Here is a 15,714-nt window from a genome sequence, read left to right as displayed (position 1 = left end):
GTTAGGTCGGGCCGAGGACGGGGCTGGCCATCAATGATGCATCGAAAGCGGAAGGTGCCGGCTCGTGGGCCGCCACCGGCTGCAGGCGCACGCCGTGCCGTTCGCGCAGTGCGGCGGCGCAGGCGCTGAGTTCCTGGTGCGCGCGGGCCGCATCCCAGCCGAGGGCTTCGGCGGCCACGCCAGCGATCTCGGCGAGCGCGTCGTCGGTGACCAGCCCGCGGATGGCCAGCAGCGTGCGGCGGATCACGAGGTCGTCCAGGTGCACGACGCCGGTCTCCATGCACAGGTACGAGAGTTCGGCCGCCGAGTACTCGGGCGCGTGGCGCAGCGGCGTGTCGCCCGAGGCTGCGAGGCGCTGCGCCAGCGGCAGCGCCTTCGAGCCGTAGCGGCGCAGCAGGCCCAGCGCGCGCGCGCGGCCCAGGCCTGAGCCGGCCGTCATCTTGTCGATGAAGCGTTCGGTGGCGGCCGCGTCGGCCGGCAGCTCGGCGCCGCCGCCGATGGGCAGCGACTCGGTCGAGGCGGTGCGCGAGCGGCCCAGGTGGCGCAGCACGTGGTCGGTGGCCTCTTCGGCCAGGGCGCGGAAAGTGGTCCACTTGCCGCCCACGAGGCCGACGATGGGCACGTCGCGCGTGGCGCTCGGCGGGTCGACCACCACCGAGTGGTCGCGCGAGATCTGGCCCGGCTTGTCGGCGTCGGAGCGCGCCAGGGGGCGCACGCCGACGTAGGTGTAGATCACGTGCTGGCGATCGAAGGCCATGTTGGGGAACACCTCGCGCAGCACGTCGATGAGGTAGTCGATCTCGGCCGGCTCGGTGACGATCTGGTCGGGGTCTTCCACCGGAATGTCGGTGGAGCCCACCAGCACGCGGTCGAGAAACGGATAGACGATGCACACGCGCCCGTCCACCGCCTCGAAGTAGGCCATGCGGCCTTCGAGCGCGTCGCGCAGCGCCGGGTGGTCGAGCACGAGGTGCGAGCCCTTGGTGCCCATCACGCGCGGGCCGGCACCGCCGAGCACGGCCGCGCTGCGGTCGAGCCAGGCGCCGGTGGCGTTCACCACGGTGTCGGCCGTGACGCGCACCAGCGCGCCGGTGATCTCGTCGCGCAGCGTGAGGATGTTGCCCGCGCAGCCCGTCACGCGGCAGTAGTTGGCGGCGGCCGAGCGCGGCTGGTCGCGGCAGGCGTCGCCGATGAGCTCGAGGATCAGCCACTCGGGATGGCTGATCCAGGCATCGAAGAAGGTCGCGGTCCAGCGGATGGCGGCGCGGAACAGGCGGCGGTCGTTGGTCGGCACGCGGCTGATGCGGTGGCCCGGCATCACGCGCTGGCGCCGGCCCAGCAGGTCGTACAGGCGCAGGCCCGCGGCCACGGCCAGCAGGCCGCGCGTGCGCTGCGGCGGCGTGCGGCCGAAGAACTTGAGCGCGCTGCTCAGCAGCCCGCCGAAGAAGCTCGACAGCGGCACCACGGTCTTCAGCGGCTGCACCAGGTGCGGCGCGTTGCGCAGCAGCAGGTTGCGCTCGCGCGTGGCCTCGGCCACCAGCGAGAAGCTGCCGTTTTCCAGGTAGCGCAGGCCACCGTGGATCATGCGCGAGGGCGCGCTGCTGGCGCCGGCGCCGAAGTCGCCCTTGTCGACGATGAGGCAATCGACGCGCTGCAGCGACAGGTCGCGGAACACGCCCACGCCGTTGATGCCGGCGCCGACGATCACCGTCGAAAAGTGGCGGCCCTCCAGCGAGGCTGGGCGGACAAAAGGCAGCTGCCACGCGCTCATGACGCACCGCCCGCGAGATGGTTGAAGACAGGAGACATGCGATCGATCAGTTCGTTGAATTCGGCGTTGAAATCGGCATGGGCCCGCGCGTCGCGCGCGTCGGGTTCGATGAGTTCGCAGGGCGCGCGCAGCGGGCTGGCGGGGCCCGCGTCGTCGAGGTCCTGCGACATCGCGGCATAGAGAGCAGCGCCGCGCGCGCCGGTTTCGTCGTCGGCGCAGCGCTCGACCGGGTGGCCCAGCAGCGCCGCGAGCAGGCGCACCAGGCGCGCATCGCTGGCGCCGCCGCCCAGCACGCTGGAGGCCGACACCGGCAGGCCCTGCGACGCCAGGCGCGCGGTGTGGCGCGCATGCAGCGCCGCCACGGCATCGACCACGGCGCGCGCCATGTCGGCCGGCGTGTGGTGGCTCTTGAGCCCGACGAAGCCGGCCGTGATGCCGCCCCCGCCGTTGATGAAGGGCAAAAAGCGCAGCCCGTTCGCCCCGAGCGGCACACCCATGGCCAGGTCGACCACGGCGCGCGCATCGGGCAGGCCGAGCGCGCCGGCCAGCCACGCGATGTTGGCCATCGACGAGGGGCTGTTCTCCATGTACAGGCGCTCGCGCGTGCGGCCGAAGTTGACGAGCGCGGCGACCTCGGGCTGCGGCGCGATCACCGGGCCGATGACCGCATTGACGCACCACGTGCCCAGCACCGACACGGCGCGGCCCCGGTCTTCGGCGCCGATGGCGGTCATCGAGGCGAGCAGGTCGATGGCGCCCATCGCCACCGGAATGCCCGCGGGCAAGCCGCACAGCGCCGCTTCGGCCGCGCGCAGCCGGCCCATGGTCTGGCCGCTGGGCACCAGCGGACCGAAGGCGCGCGGCCCGAGGCCGTCGATGCCCGCGACCTCGAAGGCCAGGGGCGACCAGTCGCCGGTGGCCAGCGAGAGCAGGCCGGCGGTGCTGGCGTCGCTCGCGTCGGTGGCGATCTCGCCGGTCAGCAAAAAGCCGAGGTAGTCCTTGGCGAACAGCAGACGGTGCAGTTCGCCGCGCTGCACCGCGTCGGCGCCGAGCAGCTCGGCCGCGATCACCGTGGGCTGGCCGGGCCAGGGGCGGCAGCCGACGTCGGCGAACAGCCGGTCGCCGTGGCGTGCCGAGAGGGCGAGTGCGCGCGCATCGGCGCGCTGGTCGGTGGAGGCGACGGCGCGGCCGCCGACGAGTTCGTGCTGTGCATCGAGGGCGTACAGGCCCGCGCCGTGGCCGGTGCAGCCGATGGCGCCCACGTCCGCGGCGCGCGGGCCGAGCTGGCGCGCCACGTCGCCGAGCACCTGGGTCAGCCCCGCGCGGATCGCCGCCGCGCCCACCTCGCACCCGCCGCCGGGCAGCCGCGCATGCCGCAGGGGCAGGCGCGACACGGCCAGGCTACGCCCGCTCCCCGCGTCCAGGGCCAGCGCCTTCAGGCTGCTCGAGCCCATGTCGATGCCGATCAGTATTTTGGTCTTCATGTCATAACAGCTTCGGCGGAAAAAAAGACTGTCACCAGTAGCGTTTCCCCTAGTTATCGGGTGAAACGGCCCGCCATTACATTCTAGCCTGTCATAACAACTGTCGTGACACCACGGTCCACAGGTCTGCCACGCAATGGCAGGCCGAAAGCTCTGCCAGTCAACGTGAGGAGACAAAGAATGAGGCGTAATTTCCTGAAGTCCGCAGCCGCCGCCGGTATCGGCCTGGCCGGTGCGAGCGCATTTGCGCAGCAGCAGTCCGCAGCCCCTGCGGCAGGTGCCGGCCTGCGCGGCAATGCCAGCGACGTCTACGTGATGAACGTGATGGTCTCGGGCGTCGAGTACTGGTTCCCGGTCTACGAAATGATGAAGCAGCTCGGCCGCACGCTGGGCGTTCGCACCCGCTACACCGGCACGCCGGAGTACGACGTGAACAAGCAGCTCGCTTCGTTCGAGCAGGAACTGGCGCGCAAGCCCGCCGGCATCCTGCTGCACCCGATGAACCCCGACCCGTTCATCGAACCCATCAACCGCGCCGCCGCGATGGGCATCCCGGTCGTGACCTTCGCGGCCGACTCTCCCAACTCCAAGCGCACCTCGTTCATCACTTCCGACAACGACCGCGAAGGCAACCAGGCCGCCGACGCGATCGCCGCGTCGCTGAACGGCAAGGGCGAGTACGCCGTGCTCGAGAACCCGGGCCAGGACAACCACGACCGCCGCATCGCCGCCTTCATCAACCGCATGAAGGCCAAGCACCCCGGCATGAAGCTGGTCGGCCGCGCCGCCAGCAACCAGGACCCGAACAAAGCCTACCAGGCCGTGCTGAGCCTGGCGCAGGCCAACCCGAACCTGGGCGCGCTGTTCATGCCCGAAGCCAACTCGGCGCTCGGCGCGGCGCAAGCCAAGGTCGAGACCAAGAAGAACATCAAGGTGATGTGCTGCGACGTCAACGCCAAGATCCTGGACATGATCAAGTCGGGCGACGTGTTCGGTGCCATCAACCCGAACCAGGGCATGCAGGGCTACATGGGCATGATGATGCTGTTCCTGGCCAAGAACCCCGGCCTCATCGACCCGATGAACGACGCCAAGCGCAACGGCACCAACCCGATGGCCGTGCCCTTCCTGGACAACGGCCTGGCCGTGGTCAGCAAGGCCAACGCCGACGACTTCTACTGGGACAAGTACCTCGCCCGCCGTGGCACCAAGGGAATCGGCGAGTGAGCACCCCTGCCGCATTGCTTGAACTGCGCGGCATCGCGAAGCGCTTCGGCGCTTCGCGCGCGCTCTCGGGCGTGGACTTCTCGCTGCAGGCCGGCGAGATCCACGCCCTGTGCGGCGAGAACGGCGCGGGGAAGTCGACGCTGATGAACATCATCGACGGCATCCACCAGCCCGACGAAGGCGAGATCGTGCTGTGCGGCCAGAAGGTCGTCATCGACGGCCCCGCCCACGCCATGCGCCTGGGCATCGGCCTGGTGCACCAGGAAATCGCCCTGTGCGCCGACGCCACCGTGGCCGAGAACATCTTCATGCCGGAAATCAACGCCGGCAAGCAGGCGTGGATGAACTTCTCCGCGCTGAACACGCGCGCCGCGACAGTGCTGGCGCGCCTGGGCCAGGACATCGACCCGGCCGCGCTGGTGCGCGACCTGAGCATTTCGAGCCAGCAGCTGGTGGAGATCGCCAAGGCGCTCACGCTGGACTGCAAGGTGCTCATCCTCGACGAGCCCACCGCCGCCCTCACCGACAACGAATCGGCCGCGCTCTTCCGGGTGCTGCACGACCTCAAGGCGCAGGGCATCGGCATCATCTACATCAGCCATCGCATGGCCGAGATCTTCACGCACTGCGACCGCGCCACCGTGCTGCGCGACGGGCGCAACGTGCACAGTGGCCCGCTCGAAGGCATGACGCCCGACGAGCTGGTGCGCCGCATGGTCGGGCGCGACCTGGGCAACTACTACCCGCCCAAGCAATCCGCCGCTGCCGCCGATGCGAACGCCGGCCCCGTGCTCGAAGTCGACGGCATCGCCGACGACGAGCGCGTGCACGGCATCTCCTTCACGCTGCAACGCGGCGAGATCCTCGGCATCGCCGGGCTCATGGGCGCCGGGCGCAGCGAGCTGGCCGAGACCGTGTGCGGCCTGCGCCCCGCGCGGCGCGGCGCCGTGCGCCTGAACGGCAAGACGCTGGCCATCCGCAAGTACAGCGATGCACTGCGCGAAGGCATCGCCTACCTCAGCGAAGACCGCAAGGCGGCCGGCGTGTTCCTCGACCTGCCGATCGCGCAGAACATCTCGTCGATGGCACTGCGCCGCGTGAGCTCGGCCCTGGGCCTGCTGCAGCGCGCCACCGAGCACCGGCTCGCGGTGCAGCTGGGCGCCAAGCTCAACCTGAAGTCGGACGGCGTGGCGATCGAGGTGTCGAGCCTGTCGGGCGGCAACCAGCAGAAGGTGGCGATCGCCAAGCTGCTGGCCACGCAACCCGCGGTGCTGCTGATGGACGAGCCCACGCGCGGCGTGGACGTGGGCGCGAAATCCGAGATCCACCACATCCTGCGCGACCTGGCCGACCAGGGCGTGGGCGTGGTGGTGATCTCTTCCGAACTGCCCGAGATCATCGGCCTGTGCGACCGCGCACTGGTGATCCGCGAAGGGCGATTGGCGGGCGAACTGGCCCATGACGAGATGACGGAGGAAGCCCTGCTGCGGCTGGCCTCCGGACTTTGCGAACCCGAAGAGGCAATGGCATGAACTTTCCGACCAGAATCGACGCAGGCGCCGCGGCCACGGCCGGCTCCCTGCAACCCCGCCGAACAGGAGACCCCGTGAAGCAGGCCAACAAGCTCACGAGCATGCGCGAGGCCGGGCTGGTGCTGATCATCGTGGCGCTGTGCGTTGCGATGAGCTTCGCATCGCCCTACTTCCTCACCTGGGACAACGTGCGCGCGATGCTGCTGTCCTTCTCCATCGAAGGCATCGTGGTGGTGGGCATGACCATCCTGCTCATCGTCGGCGGCATCGACCTGTCGGTGGGCTCGGTGGTGTGCTTCGCGATGGTGGTGACCGGCAAGCTCTTTCTCATGGGCATGGACCCGTGGCTCGCGAGCCTGGTGGCCATCGGCGCGAGCGGCCTCATCGGCGCCATGATCGGCGGCTGTGTCACGCGCATCGGGCTGAACCACTTCATCGCCTCGCTGGCCTTCATGGTGATCGTGCGCGGCCTGTGCCTGGCGCTCACGCAGGGCACGCCGCAGTCGCTGTTCTCGCTGCCGGCCGAGTTCAAGTTCATCGGCCAGGGCACGCTGTTCGGCGTGCCGGCCGTGATCCTGATCTTCCTGGCCATCGTGATCGTGAGCGACTTCGTGCTGCGCCGCTCCACCCTGCTGCGCCGCGTGTTCTACACCGGCAGCAACGAGAAGGCCGCGCTGTACGCCGGCATCCGCGTGGGCCGCGTGAAGTTCTGGGTCACGGTGCTGTGCTCCGCCTCGGCGGGCCTGGCCGGCGTGATCTACACGGCGCGCTTCGGCGCCGCCACGCCGACCTTCGGCATGGGCATGGAACTCAACGTGATTGCCGCGGCCGTGATCGGCGGCGCCAGCCTCAAGGGCGGCTCGGGCACCGTGCTCGGCGCCGTGCTCGGCCTGGCCCTGCTGTCGGTGGTGACCAGCTCGCTGATCCTGCTCGACGTGTCGCCTTACTGGCAGGACGTGATCAAGGGCCTGATCCTGCTCGCGGCCGTGACCATCGACCACATCCTGAACACGAGAAAGACCAAGCGATGAGCAGCGCAACCCCAATGAAGAAAACCACCCTCGGCCCCTCGGGCATCGAATGCTCGGCCATCGGCCTGGGCACCTGGGCCATGGGCGGATGGATGTGGGGCGGCGGCGACAACGCCGCTGCCGTGATCGCCATCCAGGCCTCGCTCGATGCGGGCGTGACCCTGATCGACACCGCACCGGCCTACGGCCTGGGCCGCTCCGAGAGCATCGTCGGCACCGCGCTCAAGGGCCGCCGCCACGAGGCCGTGATCGCCACCAAGTGCGGCCTGGTGTGGCACACGCAGCAGGGCACGCACTTCTTCGAGGAAGACGGCCACCCGGTGTACCGCTACCTCGGACGCGACTCGATCTTCCATGAATGCGAAGAGAGCCTGAAGCGCCTGCAGACCGACTACATCGACCTGTACATCACGCACTGGCAGGACCACACCACGCCCGTGGCCGAGACCATGGACGCGCTGCTGGCGCTCAAGAAGCAGGGAAAGATCCGCGCCATCGGCGTGAGCAACGCGACGCCCGAGATTCTTTCGGAGTACCTGAAGCACGGCCCGGTCGATGCAGCGCAGGAGCTCTACAGCCTCATCGACCGCGGCATCGAGACCACGCTCGCGCCGCTGTGCGCCGAGCACAACGTGGCGGTGCTGGGCTACTCGTCGCTGGCGCTGGGCCTGCTGGCCGGGCCCATCGACCCCGCGCGCGAGTTCAAGGGCGACGACCAGCGCGCCGCCAACCCGCGCTTCAGCGAGGCCAACCGCGCCAAGCTCAAGGCCTTCTTCGACACGCTGGAGCCGCTGCGCACGCACCTGGGCTGCTCGTTCGGCCAGATGATGATCGCGTGGACCGTGGCCCGCGGCACCGTCTCGGTGGCGCTGTGCGGTGCACGCGTGCGCCAGCAGGCCATTGAAAACGCCGGCGCCGGCGCGGTCGTGCTCGACAGCGAAGCCCTGCAGCTGATCGACGCCGCGGCCAAGCGCCACCTGGACGCGCTCGCCTGAGCGCGCGCCCTTTCTTCCTTTTTCCTCAACACGGAGTTCTTCCTTCATGTCGAAAGACAAGACCGCGCGGCTCAACCGCCTGCTGCACAACGGCCGCTGCCTGGACATCGCCCTGGACCACGGCGTGTGCAACGAACCCACCTTCCTGGACGGCCTGGAGGACATGCCCGGCGTGATCGACAAGCTCGTGGCCGCCAAGCCCGACGCGATCCAGCTGAACTACGGGCAGTCCGACCTGCTGCAGGACCGGCCCGGGCGCGATCGCCCCGCGCTGGTGATGCGCCTGGACATGGGCAACCCCTACAACGCCGTGCACCACCGCGTGATGTGGGCCGTGCTGCAGAACCAGGACGACCCGGTGCTGCCCGCCGTGCAGCGGGACGCGGCCTGCGTGGTCGTCAACCTGTTCATGCTGCCCGACGAGCCCGACCTGTTCCGCCAGTGCGTGCAGAACATCGCCCGCGTGCGCGCCGACTGCGACCGCTACGGCATGCCGCTCATGATCGAGCCGCTGGTGATGCAGGCCCCCACCGCCACCAGCCGCTACATGGTGGACGGCGACGCCGAGAAGATCGTCACGCTCACGCGCCTGGCGCGCGAGATGGGCGCCGACATCGTCAAGGCCGACCCCACCACCGACGCCACCGACTTCCACCGCGTGGTGCAGGCCGCGCGCTGCCCCGTGCTCGTGCGCGGCGGCGGGCGCGAAGACCTGCAGCAGGTGTTCGCGCGTTCGCGCGTGCTCCTGGACCAGGGCGCGGTCGGCATGGTGTACGGCCGCAACGTCTACCAACACGCCAACCCCTCGGCGGTGGTGAGCGCACTGATGGCCATGATCCACGACGGTGCCAGCGCCGAAGCGGCCTGGGCTATCTACGAATCGGGCGGCGTGAAATAAGAGCGCCCAGGCGCCGGTGCCTTCCACGCGGAAGGCGCCGGCGCCAACCAGCGGGAGAGCAAGACAGAAGAAGAGGAAGTGGACGGCGGACAACGCATGCGTTGCCCGCCGGGGGCGCGCCTGCGCGTGCGCTTTCCCTGCAAGCGACCGAGTGACTCGAGAGAACCAAGGACAAGAGGGTTCCCTGCGAACTTCAAACAACCTGGAGGCGACGATGAAGATCCGGTATTTCCTGATGGCGTTCCTGGTGCCGTGCGTCACATTGCTGACGCATGCGGCAATCACCGGGGTCAGTCCGATGACGACCCTCAACAAGATGGCCACGGCGGCTGCCGCTGTCGTGGCCGACCCGCTCCCGCTGCAGGGGCCGGGCCTGGGCAACCTCACCTACACCTCGGCGGAACTGTTCAAGCCGGTGTCGATGATCACCAGCGCCGCGCACCCGCTCGACCCGGCGCACAGCAGTGCCTACGAGTCGCGTGAGGTGCCCGCCACGTACCCGGGCCGCAAGGACTACGGCATGAACGCCGGCATCATGGTCAACGGCTACTTCCTCACCTCCTTCGCGCCGGACAGCGGCCTCGGCCCGGGCGGCTTCCTGCTGTACGACGTGTCGAACCCGCGCCAGATCAAGCTCGTCAAGAAGATCTACGAGCCCGATGACGCCACCGGCGGCCGCACCAAGGAGTTCCGCGAGACGCACTCCTTCGGCACCGCGAAGATCGGCGGCAAGACCTACGTCGTGCTGCCCAGCATCAACGGCGTGGAGTTCTGGGACTTCACCGACATCAACGACATCAAGCAGGTGAAGAAGCTGGCGCTGCCCGGCGTGAGCGGCGGCGACTACGAGAACGTGGCCTGGCAGCTGTGGTGGCAGGCGCCCTACCTGTACGTGGCCTCGGCGGGCCGCGGCATCTTCATCGTCGACGCGACGGACCCCGCGAACGCGGTGGTCGCCAACCGCGGCGCCGGCAAGCCCAACCCGGTGCCCACCGGCGAGCTGGGCGGCTTCCGCATCGGCCCGATCTTCACCATGGGCAACCACATGGTGCTGACCGCGATGGAAAGCAACGGCGGTTTCGCGAGCCTGGACATCTCCGACCCGCTCAACCCCAAGGTGCTCGATTCCATCGCCGGCGCCACGCCGTTCTACTACGCGACCTGCTTCGACGGCCGCAACGTGCACGCGTCGGCACGCGGCAGCGGCGCCAAGATGTACAGCTACGACCTGAGCGACCGCTCCCGCTTCGTGGCCGAGGACAACCGGCTCGTCATCGACGAGCAGCTGTACTGCGCCACGCAGGACAACTACGTCATCCAGGGCGCGCAGACGCGCATCCACAAGGTGGACGTGAGCAACCCGCTCAACCACGTGGAGGTGGGCCGCGGCAGCATCCTGCGCGAGGACGACCCGAACTTCTCGCACTCGGACAACGGCCAGGTCGCGATGTTCGGCAACCTCGTCTTCGTGGGCAACGACCACGGCTCGGGCAGCGGCTTCGTCGTGCACTCGGTCGAGCCCGACACCACCAAGCCCGAAGTGAAGCAGGTCTCGCCCGTGAACGGTGCCAAGCAGCAGGCCCTCAGCTCGCGCATCGGCCTGGGCATGACCGACAACATCCTGCCCGAGAGCGTGAACAGCAACACCTTCATCGTGCGCCCGGTGGGCGGCAACACGCTGGCGGGCACCTACAGCGTGCAGCTGGGCATCGTCAACTTCCACCCCGCGCAGCCGCTGCAGCCGGGCACGAGCTATGAAGTGTTCCTGCCGGCCAACGGCGTGAAGGACTATGCGGGCAACGCCATCGGCGCCGACTACCGCTCCACCTTCAACACCGGCAACGCCAGCGACATCAACCTGATGCACCACTGGCCGCTGACGGGCAACCTGGGCGACCAGATCGGCGCCAACAACGGCACCCCCGCCACCGGCGACGCGTTCGAGAGCATCGGCCTGAACTTCGCGAACCGCACCGCCGGCGTGCCGCTGAAGAACGACACCGTGGCCAGCGCGCTGGGCGGCACCGCCACGCTGAGCTTCTACATGAAGACCACGCAGGCCGGCGGCGCCAACTCCTGGACCGCGCCCGGCATCTTCGGTCGCGACCAGTCGGGCGGCACCGACGACGTGTTCTGGGGCTGGCTGGACACCGGCGGGCGCATCAAGCTCTCGGTGGGCAACGACGGCGGCACCACCTCCACCGCGGCCGTGAACGACGGCAACTGGCACCACGTGGTGCTCACGCGCGACGCGGCCTCGGGCGCGCAGGCGGTGTACGTCGACGGCGTGAAGACCACGTCGACCGGGCCGACCGGCACCAAGGGCCTGTCGACCAAGTTCCAGGTCATGGGGCAGATCCAGGGCAACACCGCGCTCTTCAAGGGCACGCTGGCCGAGGTGCGCGTGTACGGCCGCGTGCTCGGCCAGGCCGAGGTGGACACGCTGCGCGGCCAGGCCCTCATCGGCGACCCGGGCCTGGGCGGCGGGCCCAAGCTGGTCAACGGCCAGCTGAGCTTCAACCCCGCGACGCTCGGCGCCAGCGGCGTGCAGTTCCGCTGGAACTTCGGCAACGGCACGCAGACGGCGTTCTCGAACCAGCCCAACGCCAGCTACACCTACACCACCCCGGGCCACTACACGGTGACCCTGACGGTGAAGGACAGCAGCGGCCGCGAGACCTACTACACCTACAACGTGACCGTCATCGCGCCGGTCACCGCGACCGCGCCCACGCACACGACCAACATCGCGGGCGATGCGAGCCGGGTGTACTCGGTGAACCCCGACAGCGGCACGGTGGCCGCCATCGACGCGCAGACCCTCGCCAAGCTGTGGGAAGTGCGCGTGGGTGACGAGGCCAAGACGCTGGCCGTGGGCCCCGACGGCCGCATCTGGGTCGCGGTGCAGGGCGAGGACAAGCTGGTGGCGCTCAACGCCGCCGACGGTTCGCAGTCGGTGTCGGTGCCGCTGGCCTACGGCAGCGGCCCGTACGGCGTGGCCTTCACGCCCAACGGCGCCAAGGGCCTGCTCACGCTGGAAAGCAAGTCGGTGCTCATGAGCTTCGACCCCAGCAACGGCGCCACCACCGGTGCGATGGCGCTCGAGGGCGGCGTGCGCGGCATCGCCGTGAGCGCCGACTCGCAGGTGGCCTACGTCACGCGCTTCAAGTCGAAGATGACGGGCGGCCAGCTGCACAAGGTGAACCTGCAGACGCTGACCGCGCTGCAGACCATCGCGCTGCCGGTGGACACCACGACCGTCGACACCGAGAGCCGCGCGCGCGGCGTGGCCAACTACCTGAGCCAGGTGGTGATCTCGCCCGACGGCTCGCGCGCCGTGCTGCCTTCGAAGAAGGACAACATCGTGCGCGGCCGCTTCCGCGACGGCAAGGACCTGCCGCACGACCAGACGGTGCGCTCCATCCTGTCGCAGGTGAACCTGCAAAGCGCCGCCGAGGTGTTCTCCGAGCAGATCGACTTCGACGACCGCGCCCCCGCGCGCGCCGCGCTGTATTCGCCCGCCGGCGACTACCTGTTCGTGGCGCAGATGGAAGGCAACCGCGTCGCCATCGTCGACAGCTACACCCGCGCGATTCGCGGCGAGATCAACGCCAGCAGCGCCCCGCACGGCCTGTACCTGGATGCGGCGCGCAAGCGGTTGTTCGTGAACAACTTCCTGGCGCGCTCGGTGTCGGTGCACGACGTGGCGCAGGTGCTGTCGGCCGAGACCAGCGCGGCGATCTTCCTGCAGAACGTGGCCACCGTGGCGCAGGAGCCGATGGCCGCCGCGGCGCTGCGCGGCAAGCAGGTGTTCTACAACGCGGCCGACCGGCGCATGAGCAAGGACAACTACATGTCTTGCGCCAGCTGCCACGCGGACGGCGGCGACGACGGCATGGTGTGGGACTTCACCCAGCGCGGCGAAGGCCTGCGCCGCACCATCAGCCTGCAGGGGCGGCGCGGCACCAGCCACGGCAAGCTGCACTGGACGGCCAACTTCGACGAGGTGCAGGACTTCGAGAACGACATCCGCAACGAGTTCGGCGGCACCGGCTTCCTGAGCAACGCCGACTGGGCCGCCACGCAGGCCCCGCTGGGCGCCCCGAAGGCCGGCAAGAACGCGCAGCTGGACGACCTGGCCGTGTACCTGGGTTCGCTCAACAAGTACATGCGCAGCCCGGCGCGCGCCGCGGACGGCAGCCTGAGCGTGGACGCGGTGCGCGGACAGACCGTGTTCAACACGGCCCAGTGCGCCACCTGCCACACGGGCGCCACCTTCCGCGACGGCCTGCGGCACGACGTGGGCACCATCCAGGCCTCGTCGGGCAAGGGCAGCAACCAGCCGCTGGCGGGCGTGGGCTTCGACACGCCGACCCTGTCGGGCACCTGGAACACCACCGCGTTCTTCCACAACGGCCAGGCGGCCACGCTGCAGGACCTGCTCGCGGGCGGCCACGGCAACGCCTCCAGCCTGCCGGCGAACGACGTGGTGGCGCTGCGCGAGTACGTGCGCTCGCAGGACACCGCCCCGGCGGTGGTCACGCGGCTGCGCTCCGACCTCAACCCGACGATGTGCGTGAACATCAAGGGCGCCTCGACCACCAGCGGCGCGACGGCGGTGCAATGGCCGTGCGGCAACGCGGGCAACGAGAAGTTCACCATGACGCCCGTCACCGGCGGCTACGTGCAGTTCATCGCCGAGCACAGCGGCCTGTGCCTGGCGCAGAACGGCACGGCGACCACGAACGCGGCCGTGGTGCAGGTGGCCTGCTCGGCGGGCAACACGGCGCAGTGGAGCCTGGTGGGCGGCACGGTGCGCAACCGCGCCTCGGGCTCCTGCCTGGACGTGCCGAACGGCTCGACCACGCAGGACACGGCGCTGATCACCTGGACCTGCAACGGCGGGAACAACCAGAACTGGACACAGCTGCCGTAAGCACCCCGCTTCGCGCCTGACCCCAGGCCGGCCGTTTCGACGGCCGGCCTTTTTTTCGTCTGGCGCATGACCTCCCGCGTCATGGATTCGATGCACCCGTTCTGGAACAGTGGGTCCATCGATTCATCAACCACCAGGAGAAAAAACCATGACCGGCTTCAACATCCTCCCGCTCGCCGTCGCCCTGCTGATCGGCATTGCCGCACTGGGTTCGTGCATCGGCATCGCGCTGGTGGGCCAGAAGTTTCTCGAAGGCACGACGCGCCAGCCCGAGCTGGTCGACACGCTGCAGACCAAGTTCTTCCTGGTCGCCGGCGTGACCGACGGGGCCTTCATCATCGCAACCGGCATCGGCCTCTGGTTCGCCACCGCAAGTCCGTTCGGTTGACGTTTGCGTAACCTTTCGCGAGGGTCCGGTGCGGCGAAGGCGACACGGTTCACTGGCACCATTCGTGCTAGTACCGTTGACACCGAATTGTTTACGGCTAAAGTATTTAACTATCAACAGTTCAGTTGTCTCAACCCTTCCCTAGCCGGAGAACCCGATGCGCCCCACGTTCCTGAAATCGCCCGCGCTGCCGCGCACCCTGCTCTCGCTGCTGCTGTGCGGCGCCGCCCTCGGGGCCTCGGTGTCGGCCGTGGCCGCGCCGGTCAAGGTGGGTTTGGCCCTTGACATCTCGGGGCCTTTCGCGGCTTTGGGTGCCGAGGCGCGTGACGGCTTCGCGCTGGGCATCAAGCAGCTGAACGGCAAGCTCGGCGGGCAGGACGTGGAGTTCGTGCAGGCCGACATGGCCGGCAGCCCCGACCAGGCCAAGCAGCTGGTCGACCGCATGATCCAGCGCGACAAGATCGACATCTTCAGCGGCCCCATCGGCTCCAACGTGGCGCTGGCCGTGGGTCCGACGCTGTTCAACGCCAAGGTGCCCTACCTGTCGGCCAACGCCGGCCCGAGCCAGTTCGCCGGCGCGCAGTGCAGCCCCTATTTCTTCGGCACCGCCTACCAGAACGACCAGTTCCACGAGGCCGCCGGCAAGTTCGCACAAGACCGTGCGTTCAAGAAGATCGTGCTGATCGCCCCCAACTACCCGGCCGGCAAGGATGCCCTGGGCGGCTTCAAGCGCCAGTTCAAGGGCCAGGTGGCCGACGAGCTGTACACCAAGCTGGGCCAGATCGACTACGCCGCCGAGCTCGCGCAGCTGCGCGCGGCCAAGCCCGACTCGATCTACTTCTTCCTGCCCGGCGCGATGGGCATCAACTTCATCAAGCAATTCGTGGGCGCGGGCCTGTCGAAGGACATCACGCTCGTCACCAGCGGCTTCTCGGCCGACGAGGACGTGATCGGCGCCGTGGGCGAGCCCATGCTCGGCCTGTTCAACACCTCGCACTGGGCGCACGACCTGGACAACGCCGCCAACAAGGCCTTCGTGGCCGCCTTCCGCAAGGAATACAACGGCCGCTACCCGTCGGTGTACGCCGCGCAGGCCTATGACGCGATCCTCGCGATGGACGCCGCCGTGAAGCAATCGGGCGGCAACGCGCAGAACCGCGACGCCGTGGTCGCCGCCCTGAAGAAGGCCAACTACGCCTCGACGCGCGGCACCTTCAAGTACGCCAACAACCACTTCCCCATCGAGAACTTCTACCTGCGCGTGATCGGCAAGGACGCGCAAGGCAAGGTGACGAACAAGCTGATCAACACCGTGCTGACCAACTATGGCGACAGCTACGCCAGCAAGTGCTCCATGAAATAAATAGGCTCTCCCCCAGCCTTCGCGCACTTCGTGTCGCTTCGCCAACCCCCTTCCGGGGGCAACACCTGAGGCCCGGCAAAGCCGGTTCC

At 68.8% G+C, this 15,714-nt stretch carries 10 protein-coding genes; 8 read left to right on the top strand and 2 right to left on the bottom strand.

All coding sequences use genetic code 11. The annotated features are described in order from the left end of the window. Position 1 precedes the first annotated feature (1 nt). Positions 2–1,771 (bottom strand): glycerol-3-phosphate dehydrogenase/oxidase, encoded by a 1,770-nt coding sequence (locus AC3WQM_RS25335; protein ID WP_159273567.1) that lies wholly within the window; start codon positions 1,769–1,771, stop codon positions 2–4. Then, entirely contained in the window at positions 1,768–3,255 is a 1,488-nt protein-coding gene (locus tag AC3WQM_RS25330; RefSeq protein ID WP_492682589.1) for an FGGY family carbohydrate kinase, read from the bottom strand. Before AC3WQM_RS25330 ends, AC3WQM_RS25335 begins: the two co-directional genes overlap by 4 nt. A 180-nt stretch (positions 3,256–3,435) precedes the next feature. Here AC3WQM_RS25330 and AC3WQM_RS25325 point away from each other — a divergent pair, with 180 nt between their 5' ends. The 8 genes from AC3WQM_RS25325 (at position 3,436) to AC3WQM_RS25290 (ending at position 15,625) form a co-directional block, all read left to right on the top strand. After that, a complete protein-coding gene (locus AC3WQM_RS25325; protein WP_492682587.1) occupies positions 3,436–4,482 on the top strand; it encodes a substrate-binding domain-containing protein in 1,047 nt (348 codons plus the stop codon). Then, on the top strand, positions 4,479–6,014 hold the full coding sequence (locus AC3WQM_RS25320) for a sugar ABC transporter ATP-binding protein (protein WP_492682585.1): 1,536 nt from the start codon (positions 4,479–4,481) through the stop codon (positions 6,012–6,014). Before AC3WQM_RS25325 ends, AC3WQM_RS25320 begins: the two co-directional genes overlap by 4 nt. Then, positions 6,011–7,045, top strand: a complete 1,035-nt coding sequence (locus AC3WQM_RS25315; protein WP_492682583.1) for an ABC transporter permease — start codon at positions 6,011–6,013, stop codon at positions 7,043–7,045. The genes AC3WQM_RS25320 and AC3WQM_RS25315 overlap by 4 nt, the downstream gene beginning before the upstream one ends. A gap of 14 nt (positions 7,046–7,059) precedes the next feature. Then, positions 7,060–8,040, top strand: a complete 981-nt coding sequence (locus AC3WQM_RS25310; RefSeq protein ID WP_492682581.1) for an aldo/keto reductase — start codon at positions 7,060–7,062, stop codon at positions 8,038–8,040. A gap of 46 nt (positions 8,041–8,086) precedes the next feature. After that, entirely contained in the window at positions 8,087–8,938 is an 852-nt protein-coding gene (locus AC3WQM_RS25305; protein WP_095950695.1) for a class I fructose-bisphosphate aldolase, read from the top strand. A 214-nt stretch (positions 8,939–9,152) separates the two neighbouring features. Beyond that, positions 9,153–13,874: an Ig-like domain-containing protein gene (locus AC3WQM_RS25300; protein ID WP_492682579.1), complete on the top strand. Its 4,722-nt coding sequence runs from the start codon at positions 9,153–9,155 to the stop codon at positions 13,872–13,874. A 148-nt stretch (positions 13,875–14,022) separates the two neighbouring features. Further along, a complete protein-coding gene (gene atpE / locus AC3WQM_RS25295; RefSeq protein ID WP_062476044.1) occupies positions 14,023–14,262 on the top strand; it encodes a F0F1 ATP synthase subunit C in 240 nt (79 codons plus the stop codon). A 157-nt stretch (positions 14,263–14,419) separates the two neighbouring features. Continuing rightward, the gene (locus AC3WQM_RS25290; RefSeq protein ID WP_492682577.1) at positions 14,420–15,625 is read left to right on the top strand and encodes an ABC transporter substrate-binding protein; all 1,206 of its coding nucleotides are present in this window, start codon (positions 14,420–14,422) and stop codon (positions 15,623–15,625) included. The last annotated feature ends 89 nt before the right edge of the window (positions 15,626–15,714 follow it).

This window comes from Variovorax sp. FW301-JW7, from assembly GCF_058788795.1.
Note: the sequence above shows the minus strand (reverse complement) of the source record. Positions and strands in the feature narration are given on the sequence as shown.

What these genes read in the sequence shown, in the direction of transcription:
- AC3WQM_RS25335 (WP_159273567.1), bottom strand. Translation starts at nt 1,771, where the DNA reads ATGAGCGCGTGGCAGCTGCCTTTTGTCCGCCCAGCCTCGCTGGAGGGC.
- AC3WQM_RS25330 (WP_492682589.1), bottom strand. Translation starts at nt 3,255, where the DNA reads ATGAAGACCAAAATACTGATCGGCATCGACATGGGCTCGAGCAGCCTG.
- AC3WQM_RS25325 (WP_492682587.1), top strand. Translation starts at nt 3,436, where the DNA reads ATGAGGCGTAATTTCCTGAAGTCCGCAGCCGCCGCCGGTATCGGCCTG.
- AC3WQM_RS25315 (WP_492682583.1), top strand. Translation starts at nt 6,011, where the DNA reads ATGAACTTTCCGACCAGAATCGACGCAGGCGCCGCGGCCACGGCCGGC.
- AC3WQM_RS25310 (WP_492682581.1), top strand. Translation starts at nt 7,060, where the DNA reads ATGAAGAAAACCACCCTCGGCCCCTCGGGCATCGAATGCTCGGCCATC.
- AC3WQM_RS25305 (WP_095950695.1), top strand. Translation starts at nt 8,087, where the DNA reads ATGTCGAAAGACAAGACCGCGCGGCTCAACCGCCTGCTGCACAACGGC.
- AC3WQM_RS25300 (WP_492682579.1), top strand. Translation starts at nt 9,153, where the DNA reads ATGAAGATCCGGTATTTCCTGATGGCGTTCCTGGTGCCGTGCGTCACA.
- atpE (WP_062476044.1), top strand. Translation starts at nt 14,023, where the DNA reads ATGACCGGCTTCAACATCCTCCCGCTCGCCGTCGCCCTGCTGATCGGC.
- AC3WQM_RS25290 (WP_492682577.1), top strand. Translation starts at nt 14,420, where the DNA reads ATGCGCCCCACGTTCCTGAAATCGCCCGCGCTGCCGCGCACCCTGCTC.